The 21169-nt window shown below is 65.0% G+C and carries 12 protein-coding genes; 2 read left to right on the plus strand and 10 right to left on the minus strand.

The annotated features are described in order from the left end of the window. Positions 1-65 precede the first annotated feature (65 nt). Complete coding sequence (locus O3300_RS08465) at positions 66-701, plus strand: TetR/AcrR family transcriptional regulator (protein WP_251351636.1); 636 nt, start codon at positions 66-68, stop codon at positions 699-701. A 52-nt stretch (positions 702-753) separates the two neighbouring features. Continuing rightward, complete coding sequence (locus O3300_RS08470) at positions 754-1245, plus strand: hypothetical protein (protein WP_305052691.1); 492 nt, start codon at positions 754-756, stop codon at positions 1243-1245. 27 nt (positions 1246-1272) lie between these two features. On the opposite strand, the gene O3300_RS08475 is transcribed toward O3300_RS08470, so the two are convergent. The 10 genes from O3300_RS08475 to sppA all read right to left on the minus strand — a co-directional run bounded on the left by O3300_RS08475 (position 1273) and on the right by sppA (position 21123). Further along, positions 1273-1806 carry a hypothetical protein gene (locus O3300_RS08475; RefSeq protein ID WP_305052692.1) on the minus strand — a complete coding sequence of 178 codons (534 nt, stop codon included), beginning with the start codon at positions 1804-1806 and terminating at the stop codon, positions 1273-1275. 153 nt (positions 1807-1959) lie between these two features. Beyond that, positions 1960-4116, minus strand: a complete 2157-nt coding sequence (locus tag O3300_RS08480; protein ID WP_369812267.1) for a S46 family peptidase — start codon at positions 4114-4116, stop codon at positions 1960-1962. Positions 4117-4203: 87 nt separating this feature from the next. Continuing rightward, positions 4204-6324 carry a PAS domain S-box protein gene (locus O3300_RS08485; protein WP_305052694.1) on the minus strand — a complete coding sequence of 707 codons (2121 nt, stop codon included), beginning with the start codon at positions 6322-6324 and terminating at the stop codon, positions 4204-4206. Continuing rightward, positions 6321-8915: a chemotaxis protein CheB gene (locus O3300_RS08490; RefSeq protein ID WP_305052695.1), complete on the minus strand. Its 2595-nt coding sequence runs from the start codon at positions 8913-8915 to the stop codon at positions 6321-6323. The genes O3300_RS08485 and O3300_RS08490 overlap by 4 nt, the downstream gene beginning before the upstream one ends. A gap of 139 nt (positions 8916-9054) precedes the next feature. Continuing rightward, on the minus strand, positions 9055-10485 hold the full coding sequence (locus O3300_RS08495) for an efflux transporter outer membrane subunit (RefSeq protein ID WP_305052696.1): 1431 nt from the start codon (positions 10483-10485) through the stop codon (positions 9055-9057). Next, a complete protein-coding gene (locus O3300_RS08500) occupies positions 10482-13736 on the minus strand; it encodes an efflux RND transporter permease subunit (RefSeq protein ID WP_305052697.1) in 3255 nt (1084 codons plus the stop codon). The genes O3300_RS08495 and O3300_RS08500 overlap by 4 nt, the downstream gene beginning before the upstream one ends. After that, positions 13733-16852 (minus strand): efflux RND transporter permease subunit, encoded by a 3120-nt coding sequence (locus tag O3300_RS08505; protein WP_305052698.1) that lies wholly within the window; start codon positions 16850-16852, stop codon positions 13733-13735. Before O3300_RS08505 ends, O3300_RS08500 begins: the two co-directional genes overlap by 4 nt. Continuing rightward, positions 16849-18213 (minus strand): efflux RND transporter periplasmic adaptor subunit, encoded by a 1365-nt coding sequence (locus O3300_RS08510; RefSeq protein ID WP_305052699.1) that lies wholly within the window; start codon positions 18211-18213, stop codon positions 16849-16851. Before O3300_RS08510 ends, O3300_RS08505 begins: the two co-directional genes overlap by 4 nt. Before the next feature lie 407 nt (positions 18214-18620). Beyond that, on the minus strand, positions 18621-19160 hold the full coding sequence (locus tag O3300_RS08515) for a GNAT family N-acetyltransferase (protein WP_099668434.1): 540 nt from the start codon (positions 19158-19160) through the stop codon (positions 18621-18623). Between the two features lie 88 nt (positions 19161-19248). Next, on the minus strand, positions 19249-21123 hold the full coding sequence (gene sppA, locus O3300_RS08520; protein ID WP_099667188.1) for a signal peptide peptidase SppA: 1875 nt from the start codon (positions 21121-21123) through the stop codon (positions 19249-19251). Positions 21124-21169: the final 46 nt, after the last annotated feature.

The raw sequence follows: 21169 nt of genomic DNA on the forward strand, positions 1-21169 counted from the left end.
GCTCTCCATGTGTTCAGTGATAACATGGCCATCATACACGACAATGTGAACAGCGATAACATAACATGAGCACGAACAGCAATTATCACCATGGCAACCTGCGCGACACCCTGGTCGCCGCCACCATCGCGCAACTGGCGCAACAGCACGACGCCGCCCTTTCCCTGCGCGAACTGGCGCGCACGGTGGGCGTGTCGATCGCCGCCGTGTACCGCCACTTTCCCAGCAAGGAAGCCTTGCTGGCCGACGTGGCGGCGGCCGGCTTCGCCAGCCTGATCGCCAAATGGGAAGCCGAACTGCCGCCGCAGGGCAGCCTGCCTTCCGAACAGCGTTTTCAGCTGCTGGGCCAGCAATACATCGAATTCGCCCTGGCCGCGCCGGCCCATTACCGGCTGATGTTCGAACACCAGGACGTGCGCCAGTTCCCCGCCTTGCAGGACGCGGCGCAGGCGTGCTTCCAGTACGTGCTGCAGACGGCCGGCGCGGCCGTGCGCGAAGCGGGCCTCGATGCGCGCTGGGACAAGGCCGCCGCCAGCGCCGGCTGGTCGCTGGGCCACGGCTACGTGATGCTGCTGCTGAGTGGCCGCCTGGCCATGGCGGACGGCGGCGACGAGCTGTCGCCCGCCATGGTGCCGCGCTTTTTTCAGTTGCCCGTGGAGGCGCTGCGGCAGCTGCCTTGCCAGGCGGGACAACCGCAATAAAGCCAAATTGACTCGCTTATCGGCAAGTGCCACCTTCAGGAACTGATGATTCATGCATGACATATCGATAGACACGCTCTCCGTGATTGCCAGGCAATGCCTTGCGCTCACGTGCCTGCAACGCTTTTGCCGGCAGCATGCCCTGCACCACCCCGCGCTGTCCGCGTTCGCCGGCCACGTGTGGAAGGTGGCGCAGCTCGCGCCTGGGGATTTTGCCACCTGGGAGCGCGGCTTTGCTGGCCTGGCAGTGACGGGCATGGGCGATCCCTGGCCGGACGACCTGCGCATGGCGCTGCCCGGGCACCTGCTCGGCGCGCTGGAGCAACTTGTCGGGCATGTGCTGGAAACGAGCGCCTGTACCTGGCATGGCGATGACCTTGCGGCAAGCCGGCGCCAGCTGGAAGCCGTGCTTGAAATCTGTGCCAGGCATGGCGTGGCGGCGCCGCCGCTTGCGCACTATGTGCAGCACGATGCGGCGCTGCGTGGCGGCTGGGGGCCGATGCTGACGGACGCGGAAGTCAGGCGCTGGCAAGCCCTGCTATAGCGCGCGGCTTGCAATAGCGGCGGAGGCTCACGCCGGCAGACCCTGGCGCACCTGGTCGAGCAGCCGCTCCTCCTCCTCCGTATCCGCGTCGATTTGCGTGACGACGGTCCAGAATCGCGGGCAGGTCTTGATCTGCTCGAACGCATGGCTCGTTTCAAGCCGCACCATGGTTTTCCTCAGGCTGTGCAGATAGCCCTCCTCGATGGCATCGAGCAGTTCGTCATCGGCAGCGTCGATCAGCTCGAGCAGCGCGCCTTCGATCCTTGCATAGCCCTCCTCCCACAGCTGGCCGATTTCCGGCACGTCGACTTCGATGCACTCGTTCGACCAGTCCGGAGGATAGTAATCGCGCTCCCGGTTGGCGGGATCAGTGTCAAGGCTCAGCGAAAGGGAGGGGAACGATACGGCGTTGAAGGCAAAGGCGGAAAATGCCTGGTCCTTGAATGGGGACGCGCCCAGCAAGGCCAGCGACGCGCTGGCCAGCTTGAAGCAGGTTTCTTCGACGTCGTAGGCAGTTTCAAATGTCTGCCAATCAAGTGGTAAAGCGGGAGTCGGGGGCATGGCGGGCCTGTCGAAAAAATAAGAGTGGAAAGTGATCGGAATTATACGTGGCGCAACCGATGCGGCAGGCGCCGGCCGCGCGTACGGTGCGGCCGCAAAAAAGCCGCATCGGCCCTGCGGCGGATGCGGCTTTGCGCTAGCGCAAGCTGAAGCTTATTTCTTGGCAGCTTTCACTGCCTTCGGATACTTGATCGTCATTTCCTGCAGCAAGTTATCCGCGTGGTCCACTTCCTTCATCACCCACAGCATGTAGCGGATGTCGAGGTGGATGGCGCGCGTGATGGCCGTGTCGAAGTACCAGTCCTTGGTGATCGATTCATACGTCGAATCGAAGTTCAGGCCGATCAATTCGCCGCGCTTGTTCATCACGGCCGAGCCGGAATTGCCGCCCGTGGTGTCGGCGCTGGTGAGGAAGTTGACGGGCACCGTGCCCAGTGCCGGGTCGCGGAACTGACCGTAGCGTTTTTGCTTGACGGCGTCAATCAAGCCTTGCGGCGCTTCGAACGGAGCCTTGCCCGTGACTTTCTCGACGATGCCTTCCACGGTCGTGAACGGCCCCTTGGTGATGCCATCGCGCGGCGAGTACGGCGATACCGTGCCATACGTGACGCGCAGGGTCGAGTTGGCGTCAGGATAGACCGGCTTGCCTTGCGATTTCTTCCAGGCAATCACGGCTTGCATGTATTGCGGAATCACGCGTTCCAGGTTGCCGTCGATTTCCTTGCGGCGCTCTTCCAGCGCCGCCTCGACGGGCTGCAGCTTGATGGCCAGCGCCATGAAAGCGTCATCGGACTGGGCAACAGCGGCCTGGTCCTTTTCCAGCCAGGCCAGGCGCTTGGCCGTGTCAGCCAGTTGCGTCTGCTGATACAGGGCCGCCACGGCGCCTGGCGCCGGCAGCAGCGCGTCCAGGCCTTGCGGATGGCTCTTCGCCGCCAGTTGCGCGTAACGCTTCAGACCGGCTTCAAAACGCGCCTGGTCAACCTTGTTGACATACGACTGTTCCAGGCGGGCCAGGCGGGCCTTGATGAAGGCCAGGTCGCGCTGCTGGAAGCCCGATTCGCGCTCGGCGTCCGCTTTCTGGCGCTCCAGCGACAGGCGGTAGATGGTGCGCGCGCTTTTCAGCAAGTCGCTGTTGGTGGCCACGCTCCAGGCGAACTCTTCTTCGCTCAAGGCCATGTCGCTGGCGATCGCCGCGTCCAGTTCGGCCAGCAGGGTCGGCGACACGTTCGGCTGTTTCGCGTACCAGGCGCGGAACTCGGCATCCTGCACGTCCTTGATGGCGGCGATGTCCTTGCGGGCGAAACCGTCGAGCAAGCCCTGGGTTTTCTTCAGCACGTTGTTGATGCTTTTCACCACACTCGCATAGCGCACGGCAGCGGCAGCGTCGCCCTTCGTCGAGTCGGCCATCACGGCCAGATCCGCTTGCAGTTCGGATACTTTCAGGGGGAAGGCCGTATCGCGCGCGAAGCGGATTTCCGCCGGCAGCTTGTAGCGGCTGGTGCGGCCGGGGTAGCCCGCCAGCAAGATGCCGTCACCGGCTTTCAAGCCTTCGGCCGACACCACCAGGAAATCCTTCGATTGGTACGGCACGTTGTCGGGCGACGGGTCGGCCGGACGGCCATCCTTGCCCACGTAGGCGCGCAGGAACGAGTAATCGCCCGTGTGGCGCGGCCACTCGTAGTTGTCGGTATCGCCGCCGAAGTTGCCGATCTTGTCCGATGGCGCGTACACGAGGCGCACGTCGCGTATCATCATCTGGCGGATGCGGTAGTACTCGAGGCCGCGGTGGAAGGCGGGCACGGAGCAGCGGTACATCTTGTCCGTTTCGCATTCGGCGATCAGGTCCTTGATGCGCTTTTCCACGGCTTCGTGGCGCGCGCGGCCGCTCATGTCGGCCGTCAAGCCTTTCAGCACGCGGTCGCTGACGTTTTCCACCTTGTCCGTCACATACACGAGGCTGTTCGGACCGCCCGGCAGCTCGCTAGCACGAGTCTTGGCCAGGAAGCCGTCGGTGATGTAATTGTGTTCCGGCGTGGAATTGCGCTGCACGGCGCCATACGCGCAGTGGTGGTTCGTCACCACCAGGCCGGCGTCGGAGACGAAGGCGGCCGAGCAGCCGCCCAGCGACACGATGGCGCTCATCGGGTGCTTGCTCAGGTCGGCCAGTTTTTCTGCAGGAATGTCGATGCCGACCCGTTTCAGTTCGGCTTTCAGCTGCGGCAATTGGTGTGGTTGCCACTGCCCTTCGTCAGCGTGTGCGCCGGCGAACGCGCCCAGCAAGGCGACTGGTAATACGATTGTCTTGAACAAGATTTGCTCCTCCATAAAAAGCAGGCGAAAGTATAGCCTGTCCAGGCGGCCTGAGTCGGCAAAAATTATCCCATTGCAATTTCTGTATCAGGCGGCCGGCCGCCCCGTCCCCTGCAAGGGGATCTGCAGGGCCAGCCGGCAACCGGCGCCCGAGGCCGGCACACCGACCTCGAACTGCCCGCCCAGCGCCGTCACGCGCTCGGCGATGCCGATCAGGCCAAAGCACTGCTTCTTGCGCTGCTGCTGCGGCGTGATGCCGATGCCGTTGTCGCTGATGGCCACGTACACGGCGCAGGCATCCGAACTGAGTTCGATCTCGACCTGGCTGGCCTGGGCATGGCGCATGACGTTGCTGAGCGCTTCCTGCACGATGCGGAACAGCACGATCTCGACCTGGCTGCCGATGGCGGAAAACAATGCCTCGTCGCGTATCAGCAGCTGGCAAGCAACGCCGCTGCGCTTGCGGAAGTCGCCCACCTGCCACTCGATGGCGGCTTGCAAGCCCAGGTCCAGCGCCATCGGGCGCAGCTCGTTCATGATGCCGCGCACGCTCTTGATGGTGGTGTCGACATTGCTGAGCACGGCGCCGACCCGGCGGTGCAGGCGCGGATGGGAGCCTTCCGTACGCGCGCTGAGCATGGAAATATCGATGCGCAGCGCCAGCAGGTTTTGCCCCAGTTCATCGTGGATATCGCGCGAAATGCGCTTGCGCTCGTCTTCCTTGGCCGTTTCCAGGTGCAGCGCCAGCTGGCGCAGCTGCGCATGCGACTGGCGCAGGGCGCCATCCATCAGCTTGCGTTCGGTGATGTCCGTGTGCGCCACCACCACGCGCAGCGGCCCTTCGCCGAGGAAGCGGCTGATCCTGGCCTGCGACCAGCGGGGACCCGAGCGCGTGGCAAACTCATACTCGAGCGCAAACGTGTCCGCGTTACCGGCGATGACGGAGCGGATGCCGGCGGCCAGCTCGCGCCCGGCGCTGCGCTGCCAGCGCGGGTCCGTGTCGCAAAATTCCAGGTAGTGCAGCGGCTGCGGCGTTTGCCCGACGAAGGCCAGGCAAGCCTGGTTGGCATGCACGACGCGGCCCGACCGGTCCAGCACCAGCACCCGGTCCGTCAGGGAATCGATGGTGGCGTGAAAGAAGCGCTCGGCATCGCGCAAGGCTTCCTGTGCCCGCTCGCGCTGGTGTACTTCCAGCTGCAGGTGCTGATTGGCCCGCAGCAATTCGGCCGTGCGGTCGACCACCCGCTGGTCCAGCTCGCGGTGCAGTTCGCGCAAGTCCGCCTCGGCCAGCTTGCGCTCGGTGATATCGGAAAACACGCCGACAAAATGGCTGATCGCGCCATCCGGGCTGCGCATCGGCGTGATCGACAGCGATTCGACGAAGCGCTCGCCATTCTTGCGCCGGTTCACCAGTTCGCCATACCAGCTGCCATCCTGGTGCAGGCTGCGCCACATGGCTTCATAAAAATGCGGCAGATGCGTGCCGCCGCCGAGGAAGGACGGATCGCGGCCGATGGCTTCCTCCGCCTGGTAACCGGTGATGGTGGTGAACGCGGGGTTGACGGAAATGATGCGGTTGGCGCTGTCCGTCACCAGCACGCCTTCGCGTATGCTGTCGAGTATCACGAAGGCGCGCCGCAAGGCCGATTCGCGCGCGTGCTCGTCGCCCAGGTCCGTCACCAGCATGCGCGCCGTGGCGCTGTCCGCATCGTAATTGGCTTCGATGCGCACCATGCCGCACATGCCGCCCGCTTCGCCTTCGAACAGCGGCGCTTCGAGCACCTGGCGCGCGCCGCCGGTGAAGACGGCGTCGAGGAAGCGCCGGAAGCCGCCCTGCGCCTGGGGGGCGACGAATTGCTCGAAACGCCGTCCCAGCAGCCGGTTCTTGTCGCGTTGCAACAAGCCGCAGGCTGCCACATTGACACGCGTGATCACGCCTTCGCGCGCCAGCGAAAAGTAACTGACGGGCGCCTGTTCATACAGCTGCGCATAACGGTCGCGGCTGCTTTCAAATTCATTTTTCAGCTGTTCCAGCTCGGCCAGGGCCGCGCTCTGCATTTCCAGCTCGATCTGGCTGACCTGCAACTCATGCAACTGACGCATCACGTCTTCATTCGACTGCGGCGCGGGCTGGCGCTGCTCCGCGGCCAATTGCTCCGCCTGCTCTCTCAGGCGGGCCGGCGCGCTGCCGTCGAATGGTTCGCTCATGACACGTGCTCGCCGCTACTGCCGCCGGCCACGGCGCCGGACTGGATCTGGCGCAGCTGGGCTTCCAGCAGTTTCGACTCTGTAATGTTGATGAAGGTCACCACCACGCCATCGATCACATTTTCGATCGTGCGGTACGGCATGATGCGCACGTTGTACCAGCGCCCCGTCTTGGTTTCCACTTGCCGCTCGCAAAACACCAGGCTGCGGATCACTTCCAGCGCATCGTCTTCCAGGCCCGGATAATCGAGGTCGTTGGCGATGTCGCTGAGCGGGCGGCGCAAGTCCGTCTGGATCAGCTTATAGATTTGCGTGGCCGGCGCCGTGAAGCGGCGGATGCGCAGGTCGCTGTCGAGGAAAATGGTGGCGATATCGGTACTATTGAGCAGATTCTTCATGTCGCTATTGACCAGCGACAAATCATCGACCTTCGATTGCAGCTCGGCATTGACCGTGTACAACTCTTCGTTGAGCGACTGCATCTCTTCCTTCGACGTGGTCAGCTCTTCGTTCGTCGATTGCAGCTCTTCATTGGTCGACTGCAGTTCCTCGTTGGCCGATTTGAGTTCCTCGCGCGACGTCTGCATCTCGTCGCGCACGGCCTGGATTTCATTGCGCGCCTGCGCCAGTTGCTGTTCCAGTTCCAGCACCTTGGGGTTCGGCGAGCGGCCGCGGCGCGCCTCGGCCACCAGCGGCGCGCTGGCAAACGTGACAAACACCATGCCGCGCAAGGATTCAGGCTGGCTCAGCGCTTCCGCGCTCAGGTCGACGCCCAGCGACTGTCCCAGGTGATCCTTGACCACCAGCCCCTTCAGGCGCACCACCCTCTCGCTCTGCAAGGCTTCCTTGATGAGGCCAGCCAGCTCATAGCGCAAGCCTTCGCGCGCCATCGCATGGATATTCCAGTTGGCCTTGCCGGCTGCCGGTTCGAGGAAGGCGCCCGTGCGCCCGTTGATGTACAGGATGTCGCCATCCTGGTTCAGCAGCGCGGCAGCCGGTGAATATTTCTGGAGCAATAATTGCTCGACATGGGATTGAATCTTTCCAGTCATGCTGACTTCTCTCGTGTCGCTAGGTGTAGGGGGGGATGCCAACGATACCTTGGTGGGGAAATACGTGGGCAGGCGCTGACGCGCCAGGTTGTCGAGGCGGCGGTACAGCCGGGTCGACGTGGTCAGCGGTGAAAACAGGTCGGAAAAATGGCCGGGCGTGTCGGCGCTGCCCAGCAGCAAAATCCCGTCGCGGTTCAAGGCGTAATGAAACAGGGGTATCAAACGCTGCTGCAACTTGGCATTGAGGTAGATCAGCAGATTGCGGCAGCACAGGATGTCGAGCTTGGTGAACGGCGGGTCGGAAATGATGTTTTGCTGGGCAAAGATGATCGTGTTGCGTATCTCTTTCTTCACGTGATAATCGTTCTTGTCGCGCAAGAAGAAACGCCCGAGGCGTTCGGCCGACACGTCGCTGCTGATGCTGTGCGGAAAGCGTCCCTGGCGCGCGCGGTCGATGGCGTCGGCCGACAGGTCGGTGGCAAAGATCTGCAGGCTGTACTTCGACGGCGGATTGATGCTGGCCACCACTTCATGGAACACCATGGCCAGCGAATACGCTTCCTCGCCCGTGGAACAGGCGGGCACCCAGGCCTTGAACGCGCGTCCGTCCGGATGGGCCGCCAGCAATTGCGGCAAGGCGACCATCTTCAGGTATTCCCACACTTTCGGGTCGCGGAAGAAACTCGTCACGCCGATCAGCAATTCCTTGAACAGCAAGTCGATTTCGCCCGGATTGGCGCGCAAGTACGGCACGTATTCTTCCATCGACGTCATTTGATACAAGCTCATGCGCCGCTCGATGCGCCGCAGCACCGTGTTGATCTTGTAATCCGTAAAACTGTTGCCCGTGTGTTCGGACAGCAAGGCGACAATTTCCTGCAAGGAATTGCGCCCGTTCGGTTCATGGCCCGGCAGGCTGAGGAAGCTGCTGCGAAACAGATAGGTGATGATCTTGTCCGGCATCTTGTCGGGAAAGTCGACCAGGTCCACCACTTCCGCGGCAATCGCGCTTTGCGGCATCATGTCGAATTTGGCCGTGTCCGGATGCTGGGCCAGGGTCAGCCCCCCTGCCTGCTTGATCGCCTGCAAGCCGCGCGTGCCGTCATTGCCCATGCCGGAAAAAATCACGCCCACGGCCAGTTCGCCCAGCTCGCTTGCGAGGCTCTCGAAAAAGATATTGATAGGCAAGCGGTGCCCGCGCAGCTGCACCGGTTCGCTGAGCACGAAACGCCCCTTGGACAAGCCCAGGTCGGCATTCGACGGTATCACATAGATATGGTTGGGCCGCAACTCCGCCTGGTGCGTGATTTCCGTGACGGGGATGCTGGTGGCGCGCTGCAGCAGTTCCGGCAGCATGGCCTTTTGCGTGGGATCAAGATGCTGGATCACCACATAGGCAATCCCGCTCTCCTGCGGCACGTTCGCCAGGAAGGCAACGATGGGATCGAGTCCGCCGGCGGATGCGCCGATGGCCACCACGGGGAAAACGATGGTGGCCACTTCAGGGACGGAAGCATTGCTGTGTTTACTGCGTGTCATCTTCTGCAAGAGTGCAGCCACGGCCAAAGCGTCAGGCTGGGAATTGATAATCTTGCATTCTAGCACTCAAGATGCGCGGCAAAACACGAATTTGGCGCAGGGCTTTTCCCTGCGCCAGGCTGCCCCCTAGCCGTCCCCTTTACTGCGCCTGCGGCACGTGCCAGCCGCCGCCCAGCGACTGGATCAGGGCCACGGCCGTCGTCTGGCGGTCCGCCTGCGCCTGCACCAGCGAACGGCGCGCCGACAGGGCCGTCACTTGCGCCGTCACCACGTCCGTATAGCCGACCTGGCCCGCGTTGTAACGGTTCAGCATCTGCTGCTCGACCTGGTCGGCGGCGGATGACGCCTGCTGGCGCAGGGCCAGCTGTTCGGCCAGCGCGCGCGTGGCCGACAACTGGTCTTCCACGGCGCCAAAGGCACTCAATACCGTCTGGCGGTAGCGCGCCACGGCCGCCTCGTGTCCCGCCTTGGCCGCATCCACGCTGGCCGTGGTGGCGCCCGCGTTGAACAGGGTTTGCGCGGCCGACACGCCCAGCGACCACAGGCTCGATGAGGCATTGAACAGGTCGCCCACCTTGCTGGCGCCGGAACCGTAGGAACCCGTCAGGTTCAGGCTCGGGTAATACGCGGAACGGGCGATGCCGATCTGCTCGTTGGCCACGGCCACCCGGCGCTCGGCGGCGGCGATGTCGGGACGGCGCTGCAGCAGCGTCGACGGCACGCCCAACGGCACTTCGGGCACGGTCAGGGTCCACGGCGCCACGGCCAGGCTGAAGTCCGACGGGGCCTTGCCCAGCAAAATCGCGATCGCATGTTCCAGCTGCGCGCGTGAACGCGTCTGGCTGGACAGGTCGATCTGCGCATTGGCCAGCTGCGTCTGCGCCTGCAGCAGGTCGGACTTGGCGGCGATGCCCGAATTGAAGCGGTTGCTGGTGATGTCAAGCACGCGCTTGTAGCCATCGATGGTGGCATTCAGCAGCGCGATCTGCGCATCGCTCTGGCGCAGCGAAAAGTAATTGGTGGCCAGTTCGCCCTGCGCCGACAGGCGGGCGGCGGCCAGGTCCGCCGCACTGGCGCTGGCGCTGGCGTCCGCCCCCGTCACGCCGGCGCGCAGCTTGCCCCACACGTCCGGTTCCCACGACGCGCCGATGGCGGCCTTGAAGTTGTTGTTCGTCTGCTGCTCGCCCCCGCCGCCCGAGCGGGCGCCGCTGCCCGTCAGGTTCACGGTGGGGAACAGCGAGGCGCGCTGTTCGCGCACCAGCGCGCGCGCCTGCTCGTAGGAAGCGATGGCGGCGGCCACGTTCTGGTTCGAGATGTCGATGCCTTCGGCCAGCTGGTTCAATTGGGCGTCGCCGAACAGGGTCCACCACGGTCCCCGCTCCAGGGTGTCGGCCGGCACGGCGGGCTGCCAGCCGGCCGCCTCCTTGAACGTTTGCGGCGCGGCGGCCGTCGGCGTTTCATACGCGGGGCTGACGGCGCAGCCGGCCAGCAGGAGGACGGCGGTGGCCACGCCCAGTGCCAGCAGGTGGCGTGCAGGGACGGTCGATACGACAGGTTTTACTTGCTTCATGATTGTGTGCTCGGGTTATCTGGCCCAGGAATGCGGCTCAATTGCTGCTCGTCGGCGCTGCGCGTGCGCAGCTTGTCGAGCAGGATGTAGACCACCGGGGTGGTCAGCAATGTGAGTAACTGGCTGGCAATCAGGCCGCCGATGATGGCGACCCCCAAGGGCTGGCGTAGCTCTGACCCCTCGCCGAAACCGATCGCCAGCGGCAAGGCGCCAAGCGCCGCCGCCAGGGTGGTCATCAGAATGGGGCGGAAACGCAGCAAACAAGCCTCGCGCACCGCTTCCACAGCTGTCAGCCCGCGCGAACGCTCGGCCTCCAGCGCGAAGTCGATGATCAATATAGCATTTTTCTTGACGATACCGATCAACAGGAACACGCCGATCAGGGCAATGATGGAAAACTCCATGCGGAACAGCAGCAAGGCCAGCACGGCGCCCACCCCCGCCGACGGCAAGGTCGACAGCACGGTGACGGGGTGGATCAGGCTTTCGTACAGGATGCCCAGCACGATGTAGATCACCACGATGGCCGCCAGGATCAGCAGCGGCTGCTCCTTGTTGCTGTCCTGCGCACTCTTCGCCGAACCCTGGAAGCTGCCGCGCACGTTCACGGGCATGCCGATTTCCGACTCCGCCTGGGCCACGGCAGCCTGCCCGTCGCTGAGCGGATAGCCGTCGGCCAGGTTGAACGACACGGTGGTCGCCAGTTCGCCGCCCTGGTGGTTGATCGACGTCGCCGTCGAGCTTTCCGCGAAGCTGCTGAACGACGACAGCGGCACCATCTTCGCCAGGGTGGTGCTCAAGGCCGAGCCGCTGGACGGATCGCGCGCCGCCGTCGTATTGGACGTCGTCGCGGCCACGCTGGTGCTGGCCGCGGCGGCGCTGGCGGCCGTCGTGCCGGTGGCGGCGACGGTGGCCGCATTCGACGCGGGCACGTACACGGAGCGCAGCGCTTCCGGGCTTTGCGCGTAGCGCGGCGCCACTTCCATGATCACGTGATACTGGTTCAGCTCATCGTAGATGGTCGCCACCTGGCGCTGGCCGAAGCTGTTGTACAGCGCATTGTCGATATCCTTCACCTGCACGCCCAGCTGCGTGGCGCGGTCCTTGTCGATGGAAACAAAGGTTTCCACGCCGTTTTCCGCCTGGTCCGTGTCCACGTCGATCAGGGCCGGCTGCAGCTTCATCTGGTCGGCCAGTTTCGCCGCCCATTTCTTCAAGTCCGCCTGGTTGTCGCTGATCAGGGTGTACTGGTAGGTGGAATTGCTGGAGCGCCCGCCCATGCGCAAATCCTGCACGGGGTTGAGGAACAGCGAAATGCCCGTCACCTTGGCCAGCTGCGGACGCAGGCGGGCGATCACGGCTTGCCCCTTGTCCGTGCGCTGCGAGGCCGGCTTCAAATCGATGAACATGAAGCCGCCCCCCGCCCTGCCGCCGCCCGTGAACCCGACGACGGTGGCGACGGCCGGATCGTCCTTGATGATGTCGACCAGCTGGCGCAATTTGGCCTGCATGGCCTGGAACGAGATGCTCTGGTCGGCGCGCATGCCGCCGTTGATCTGGCCCGTGTCCTGCTGCGGGAAAAAGCCCTTGGGCGCGGCCGCGAACAGGTACACGTTCAGGCCGACGACGAACACGAGAATCGTCATCACGAGAGCGGCGCTCGACAGGGCCCAGTCCAGGCAGTGTTCATACACGTTCAGCATGCGCTCGAAACCCCGTTCGAACCAGCGCGCGACGACGCCTGGCGGCTTGTGGTGCTCGCCGCTTTTCAGCAGCCAGGCGCACATCATCGGCGTCGTGGTGAGCGAGATGACGAGCGAAATCATCACGGCGGCCGACAGGGTCACGGCGAATTCGCGGAACAGCCGCCCCACCTGGCCGCCCATGAACAGCAGCGGGATGAAGACGGCCACCAGCGACAGGCTGATCGACAGTACCGTAAAGCCCACTTCGCGCGCGCCCAGCAGGGCCGCCTTGAAGCGGTCCATGCCCGCCTCGATGTGGCGCTGCGTGTTTTCCAGCACCACGATGGCATCATCGACGACAAAGCCCGTGGCCACCGTGAGCGCCATCAAGGAAAGGTTATTTAGCGAAAAGCCCAGCATGTACATCACGCCGAAAGTGCCCAGCAGCGAGACGATGGTGGCCACGGCGGGGATGATGGTGGCGCGCACGCTGCGCAAAAAGGCGCTGACCACCAGCACGACGAGCACGATGGACAAGATCAGCGTGAACTCGATCTCGTGCAGGGACGAGCGGATGGAATTGGTGCTGTCGGACGCCACCTGCAGCTTGATGTCGCCGGGCAGCTGCGCCTGCAGTTGCGGCAGCAGCGCGCGCACGCCGTCCACCGTGGCGATGACGTTGGCGCCGGGCTGGCGCGTGATCAGCACGATGACGGCCGGGTCGCCATTGAACAGGCCCAGGGTATTGTTGTTTTCCACGCCGTCGACCACTTCGGCCACGTCGTCGAGGCGGATGGCGGCGCCGTCGCGCCAGGCCACCACCAGGCTGCGGTAATCGGCGGCGCTGCGCCCGCCCGACGCCGTCGCCGCGCCCGAATAGATCTGCAGGCTGCGCTCGTCGCCGGAAATCGCCCCTTTCGGGCGGTTGGCGTTGCTGGCCTGGATGGCCGCGCGCACGTCTTCCATCGATACGGCATAGTGATTGAGCTGGTACGGCAGCAGTTCCACGCGCACGGCCGGCAGCGAGCCGCCGCCCAGTTCCACGTCGCCCACGCCTTTGACTTGCGCCACCTTTTGCTGCACCAGGTTCGACACGGCGTCGTAGATCTGGCCCGGCGTGCGCGTCTTCGACGTCAGCGCCAGGATGATCACGGGCGCGTCGGACGGATTGGCCTTGCGGTAGGTCGGGTTGCTGCGCAGGGTGGCCGGCAAGTCCACGCGCGAGGCGGCAATGGCCGCCTGCACTTCGCGCGCGGCCGAATCGATCTTGCGGTTCAAGTCGAACTGCAGATTGATGCGCGCCGAGCCCGTGCCCGACGACGACGTCATCTCGTTGACGCCCGAGATCACGCCCAGGCGCCGTTCCAGCGGCGTGGCCACCGACGTGGCCATGGTCGCGGGGCTGGCGCCGGGCAGGCTGGCGCTGACGGAAATGGTCGGATAATCGACCTGCGGCAGCGGCGAGACAGGCAGCACGAAGAAGGCGCCGATCCCCGCCAGTGCGATGCCGATGGTCAGCAGCACGGTGGCGATGGGGCGCTTGACGAACGGTTCGGACAGGTTCACGCGGCGCTCCCCGCGTTATCGGCCGGCTTGTCCAGCTTCACCCCGGGCGTCTTGCGCGCGAAGCGCTGGCCCAGGCGGTCGAAGCCCAGGTAGATGACGGGCGTGGTAAACAGGGTCAGCACCTGGCTGACGATCAAGCCGCCGAAGATGGCCAGGCCCAGCGGACGGCGCAACTCGGCGCCCTCGCCCCAGCCCAGCATCAGCGGCACGGCCGCGAACAGGGCCGCCAGGGTCGTCATCAAAATCGGGCGGAAGCGCAGCAGCGCCGCCTGGTGGATGGCTTCCTGCGGGCTTTTCCCTTCATCGCGCTCGGCTTCGATGGCGAAGTCGATCATCATGATGGCGTTCTTCTTGACGATGCCGATCAGGAGGATGATGCCGATGATGCCGATCACGCCCAGGTCTTGCCCGGAAATCATCAGCGCCAGCAAGGCGCCCACGCCGGCCGACGGCAGGGTCGACAAAATCGTCAGCGGGTGGATATAGCTTTCGTACAGCACGCCCAGCACGATGTAGACGCAGACGACGGCGGCCAGAATGAGCCACAGCTGGTTCGACAGCGAGTTTTCATACGCGCCGGCCGCGCCGAGGAAGGTCAAGGTCACCGATGGCGGCAAGGCGATGTCTTTCGCCGCCTGGCGGATGGCGTCGACGGCGCTGCCCAGGGCCACGCCTTGCGTCGTATCAAAGCCCAGCGTCGTGGCCGGGTATTGCGCCACGTGCGTGATTTGCAGCGGCGCCTGTTTTTCGCTGACGCTGGCAAAGGCGGACAGCGGCGTCGACTTGCCCGAACCCGTGCGCACCTGCAGGTCCGACAGGTCGGACGGCGTCGTGACGATGCCCGGCTGCGCTTCGAGGATCACGCGGTACTGGTTGGTTTCCGTGAAAATCGTCGAAATAATGCGCTGGCCGAAGGCGTTGTACAGCGCATCGTCGACGGTGGCCGTGGTGACGGACATGCGCGCGGCGCTGTCGCGGTCAATCCCCACGGTGACGGCGGCGCCCGTGGCGCCCGCATCCGTGACGACGTTGCGCAGCTGCGTTTTTTCGCGCATGCGCGCCGCCAGCTTGCCGGCCCACTCGGTGACGGTGGCCGTGTCGGCCCCTTCGAGCGAGACGCGGTATTGCGTCGGCCCCGATTCCGCATCGATGGTCAGATCCTGCGTCGGCTGCAGATACAGGGTCACGCCGGCCACCTTGGCCACGCGGTCGCGCAGGCGCTCCATGATCTCGTCCTGGCTGCCGCTGCGCGGACGCTTGAGATTGATCAGCATGCTACCCGTATGCAGCATGGTATTGTTGGCCGCATCGACGCCCACGAGGGAACTCAAGGTATCGACAGCGGGGTCTTCCAGCAGCGCGCTGGCGGCCGCCTGCTGCAAGGTGGCCATGCGCTCGTACGAGACGGCTTGCGAGGTTTCGATGCGCGCCTGCAGCTGGCCCGTGTCCTGCGTGGGGAACAGTCCCTTCGGAATGGTGATGTACAGGATGACGGTCAGCACCAGGGTAGCCAGGGCCACCAGCAGGGTCAGGCCCTGGCGTTTCAAGACCCACACGAGCGCATGGTCGTACTGCACGATCACCTTGTCGAGGAAAGCCTGGATGCGCTGGCCCGTGGCACTGATTTTTTCATCGGCGTGGCTCTTCAGCCAGCGCGCCGACATCATCGGCACCAGGGTGAGCGACACCACAGCGGAAATCAGGATCGTGATGGCCAGGGTCATGGCGAATTCGCGGAACAGCCGGCCCACCACGTCGCCCATGAACAGCAGGGGAATGAGCACGGCGATCAGTGACACGGTCAGCGAGATGATGGTAAAGCCGATCTGCGACGCGCCCTTCAGGGCGGCGGCCATCGGCGTTTCGCCCTCCTCGATGTAGCGGGCGATGTTTTCGATCATGACGATGGCGTCATCGACGACGAAGCCCGTGGCGATCGTCAGCGCCATCAGGGACAGGTTGTTCAGGCTGTAGCCGAGCAGATACATGACGCCGCAGGCGCCGATCAGCGAAATCGGCACGGACAGGCTGGCGATCACGGTGGCGCGCATGCTGTGCAGGAAGGCGAAGATCACCAGCACCACCAGCAGCACGGACAGCAGCAGTTCCATTTCCACGTGTTCGACCGAGGCGCGGATGCCCGTCGTGCGGTCGCTCAGCACGTCGAGCTTCATGGCCGCCGGCAGGCTGGCCTGCAGGTCGGGCAGCAGGGCCTTGATGGCGTCGACCGTCTTGATGACGTTGGCGCCGGGCTGGCGCTGCACGTTCAGGATGATGGCCGGCTGCTTGCCGGACCAGGCGCCCAGGCGCGTGTTTTCCGCACTGTCGACGACATTCGCCACGTCGGACAGGCGCACGGGCGCGCCGTTTTTATAGGTGATGATCAGGCGCTTGTAATCTTCCGCCGTGACGAGTTGATCGTTCGCGTTGATGGTGAACGAGCGCGTGGGACCGTCGAAACTGCCCTTGGCGCTGTTGACGTTGGCCGCAGCGATGGCCGTGCGCAGGCTGTCGAGGCCCAGGCCGTACGAGGCCAGCAATTTGGTGTCGCCCTGGATGCGCACGGCGGGACGCTGGCCGCCCGACAGCGAGACGAGGCCCACGCCATTGACCTGGCTGATCTTCAGCGCCAGGCGCGTGTTGACGATGTTCTGCACCTGCGTCAGCGGCATTGTGTCCGAGGTAATCGCCAGGGTCAGCACGGGCGCGTCGGCCGGGTTGATCTTCGCGTACACGGGCGGCGCCGGCAAGTCGGTCGGCAGCAGCGAGCCGCCCGCGTTGATGGCCGCCTGCACTTCCTGCTCGGCCACGTCCAGGGTCTGGCCCAGGGTGAATTGCAGGGTGATGATGGAAACGCCGGCCGCGCTGGTGGAACTCATGCGCTGCAAGCCGGACATCTGCCCGAACTGGCGCTCCAGCGGCGCCGTCACGGTCTGCCCCATGACTTCGGGACTGGCGCCCGGGTACAGGGTCTGCACCTGGATGGTGGGGAAGTCCACCTGCGGCAAGGCGGCCAGCGGCAGGAACTTGAAGCCGACCAGCCCCGCCAGCACGATGGCCAGCATCAGCAGCGCCGTGGCGACGGGGCGCTTGATGAAGGGAGTCGATGGACTCATTGCGCTGCGCCCTTCGCCGGCGCAGTAGCTGGCACTGTGGCTGGCGCGGATGCGGATGCCGATGCGGACGCCGATGCGCTGGCCGCGCCGTCAGCGTGCTGGCGGCGGTGGCGGCGTTCGCCGTTCGCCCCGGCGGCACCGGCGCCGCCCATGGCAGGCTTGTCGCCCGCCAGGGTGACTTTCGCGCCTTCCTTCAGGCGGTCGGCGCCTTCCGTGATGACTTGCTCGCCCGCTTCCAGGCCGGCGCGGATTTCCACCATGTCGGTGGTCGCCTGGCCCCGCGTGACCATGCGCACGGTAACGGTCTTGTCCGCTTTCAGCACGTACACGAAGTCGCCGTTGTTGCTGTGGCGCAAGGCCGTGACGGGCACCAGCACGGCGCCCGTGATGTTGCCCAGTTCCAGGCGCACGTTGACGAACTGGCTGGGGAACAGGGCCATCTTGTCGTTCGTGTAGCGGGCCTTGGCGCGCACGGTGCCCGTCTGCACGTCGACCTGGTTGTCGAGCGCCGTCAGGCTGCCCTTGTCCAGGGTATGCGTGCGCGTGCGGTCCAGCGCCAGCGCCGCCAGGGCCGTGCCGCCATTCAGGCGTTCCTGGATCGTCTGCACCTTATCCTGCGGCACGGAAAATTCCACGTCGATGGGCGACAGCTGCGTCACCACCACCACGCCGCCCGTGTCGCTGGTGCTCACCAGGTTGCCGATATCGACCACCTTCAAGCCCGCGCGGCCGCTGATCGGCGACACCACCTTGGTGTAGCCCAGGTTCAGCCTGGCCGTGCCTTCGGCGGCGCGGTCCGTCATCACGGTACCTTCCAATTGTTTGACCAGGGCGGCCTGCGTGTCGACGTCCTGGCGCGCGATGGAATCCTGGCCCAGCAGGGTTTGATAGCGTTTCAGGGTCAGGCGCGCGTTTTCCAGCTGCGCTTCATCGCGCTGGCGCTGGCCCGTGGCCTGCATCAGCGCCATCTCGAACTGGGCCGGGTCGATCTGCGCCACCACCTGGCCCGCCTTGACCATGCCGCCTTCCTTGAATTTCAGCTCCTTCAAAATACCCGACACTTGCGGGCGCACCGTCACGGTGGACGCGGCCGTCACCGTGCCCAGCGCATCGAGCACCACGGGCAAGTCGGATTTCACGGCCGTGGCCACGCCCACGGTGGTCGAAGGGCCGCCGCGGCGCCCGCCCGGGCCTCCCGGCCCGCCGGGGCCACCGGCGCCGGGCTGCGCGCTGACGCCCGAATGGGTCAGGTACCAGGCACCGCCCCCCAGCGCAGCCATCACGGCCAGCGCGATGACCGTGCCGACGATTTTCGAACGGCGGCTGCGCCGCGGGGTGTTGGGTGTAGTCTGCGAATCCATCGCTTATCCTTGTCTAGGCCGCTGGCACGGCGAGTCTGTGGCGCCGGCCGAGGTGGAACACACTCAGGCCGGACGACCGTTTTTCGGGGTTGTTTCGGTACAAAGCCGGGGGAGTCAAGAGCTGAAAGTCAGCTGAAAAAACATCGCTCCCTAGCGTGAAACGACTCTAGCATAGTCATGTAACTGTTTCATTTCTACTTGAAACAATTACACACAGCCAGCCAGGCGTGGGAGGATCGGGCGTGCCCGCGGGCACGCCGCCCCTGTGGGAGAACGGTGGAAGAATCAGGCTTGCGGGGCGTCGCGCCCCGGCGCCGGCGGCGCGCGGGCGACTCGCATGCAGATACAAACTCGCTACAAATCTCCCGCCAGCCGGCTTGACCTGGCGCCGCGCAGGCCGTTGGCGCTTACAGCGTCATGCCGAGGATGACATCCTGATAGTCGGTGCGGCCCACGCGGAAGGTGCGCCGGCCCACCTGCGCAAAGCCGCAGCGCGCATAAAACGCCAGCGCATCGTGGTTTTCCGCGTACACGCCCAGCAGCACCCGCCCTGCCCCGCCGGCGCGCGCCTGTTCCACGGCCGCCTGCATCAGGCGCTGGCCCACGCGCTGGCCCTGGAAGCGGTGCAGCAGGTAGATGCGCTTGATTTCCAGGTCGTCCGGCCGCGGGTCGGCCACCGGCAGGCTGGCCGGACTGAGGACCAGGTAGCCGACGGGCGCGCCGCCCGGCGTGGCCTCGGCCAGCCACAGCCGCATGGCCGGCAGCGCCAGCCAGTCGCGGTATAGCTGTGCGTCGTGCTGGCGCTGGCAATGGGCGATGACGTCGGCGCCATCGAGGATGCCGGCGAACGCTTCCAGGAAAGTCGCTTGCCCCACCAACGCCAGCGCCAGCTCGTCGCCCTTGGCGCAGGGGCGGATGGTGATGGCCGTGCCGGTTTTTTCGTTCATGTCGCTTGCCATGCCTTGCTCCTCATCGCTGTCCTGCATATGAAACAAGCCGGGCGAAGCCGGCTTGGGTAGCTTGTCTATGCTGGTGTTACTTGCCGCCCAGGGGCACCTCGCACAGGCAATGCGTGAGGGCCATGAACGGTTTGTGCTCGCGCGTGATGCCCGACAGCCAGCTCAGGTCCTGCGCCATGCCCAGCGCCGCGTCGGCCGGCAAGCCCGTGCCGGCCAGGCCCAGTTTCACGTGCTCGCCCAATCCCAGCGAGGCCATGGCCTTGGAGCCGAACATGCCGATCAGGCGGTCCACGTTCGACGTTTCCTGCTCCAGGTACGTGACGCGGTAGTCGGCGCCCAGGTTGGCGCGCTTGGCCGCCGACGCCAGCGCATCGCCGTAGCTGCCGATGCGGTCGACCAGGTTGCGTTCCTTGGCCTGCAAGCCCGTCCAGACGCGGCCCTGCGCCACTTCATTGATCTTTTCCGGCGTCGTCTTGCGCGCCTTGGCGGCCAGATTCAGGAAGTCCCCATACACGTGGTTGATCGAACCCTGGATCACTTGCGCAAAGCGGGGGTCGAGCGGACGCAAAGGGTTGCCCGCGTCGGCCAGCCAGGTGGTCGGCGAGCCGGCCGTGTGGATGCCCAGCTTTTCCACCACCTTGTCGGCCGTCGGCAAAATCGCGAACACGCCGATGGAACCGGTGATGGTGGCCGCGTCGGCGATGACTTCGTCGGACGAGGTGCTGATCCAGTAGCCGCCCGAAGCGGCCACATTGCCCATCGAGACGACCACCGGCTTGCCGGCGGCGCGCGTCAGTTCCAGTTCGCGGCGGATCAATTCCGAGCCGAAGGCGCTGCCGCCCGGCGAATCGACGCGCAGCACGACGGCTTTGATCGACTTGTCTTCGCGCGCCTGGCGGATCAGACGCGAGGTGGACAGGCCGCCGATGGCGCCCGGTGGCGCGATGCCGTCGCCGATTTCACCGGAGGCGATGACCACGCCGACGGCGTCGCCGATGTGTACGGGGCGCAGGCGCGCCAGGTAGTCGGTGTAGTTCACCTGGCGGAAATTCGTGCCTTCCGTGTTCTTCGCGCCGCGCGCCATCATGAACTGGCGCAGTTCGTCGCGCGTTTTCAGGCCGTCGACCAGCTTGGCGTCCAGCGACAGCTTGCCCAGGTCGCCGCCGGCCGCCGTCATCAGCGCCGGCAGCGCATCGATCGATTGCATGATGGCGCCGGCCGGCAGCTTGCGCGCCTTTTCCACGTCCGTCGTGTAGGTGGTCCACAGGCCGTTGTTCAGGTAGCGGTCCGCTTCGGCCGCCGCTTCGGACGGGCCATTGGCGATGAAAGGCTCGGCCGCACTCTTGTACGTACCCACTTTCAGCAGGTTGACCGTCACGCCGACCTTGTCGAGCGCGTCGCGGTAGTAATTGCGGTAGCGGCCAAAGCCTTCCAGCATGACGCCGCCCATCGGGTGCAGGAAGACCTCGTCGGCCTTGACCGCCACCAGGTACTGGCGCTGGTTGTAGCTGGAACCCCAGGCCGTCACTTTCTTGCCCGTGGCGCGGAAGCGTTCCACGCCGGCCGCCACTTCGCGCAGGGAAGCGAGGCCGCCGCCCTGCAATTCGTCGAGCAGGATGACCATGGAACCGATGTTCTTGTCCTTGGCCGCCGTGTCGAGCACGGCCAGCACGTCGCGCAGCTGCACGTTTTTCTTGACTTCGCCGCTGACATTGGCCAGCACCGCTTCGCGCACGCCGCCCGGGGTTTCCTCGACCAGCGGGCCTTGCAAGTCCAGCACCAGAGTGGTCTTTTCCGCCAGGGGCTTGGCGCCGCCGCCAAAGATGGCGATCAGGATGGCGATGACGATCAGCAGGAAAATCAGATTGATGACCGCGCGGCGGGTGGCGTCCAGCGCGCGCCAGAATGCGCCGAAGCCGCGGCGCAGCGGCGGGAAGGGGTTGAGTGACATTGATGCTCCGTGAGGTTATGTACCTAAAGGAAATCAATATAGCTGA

This window comes from Janthinobacterium sp. SUN206, from assembly GCF_030587305.1.
GTDB lineage: Bacteria > Pseudomonadota > Gammaproteobacteria > Burkholderiales > Burkholderiaceae_D > Janthinobacterium > Janthinobacterium kumbetense.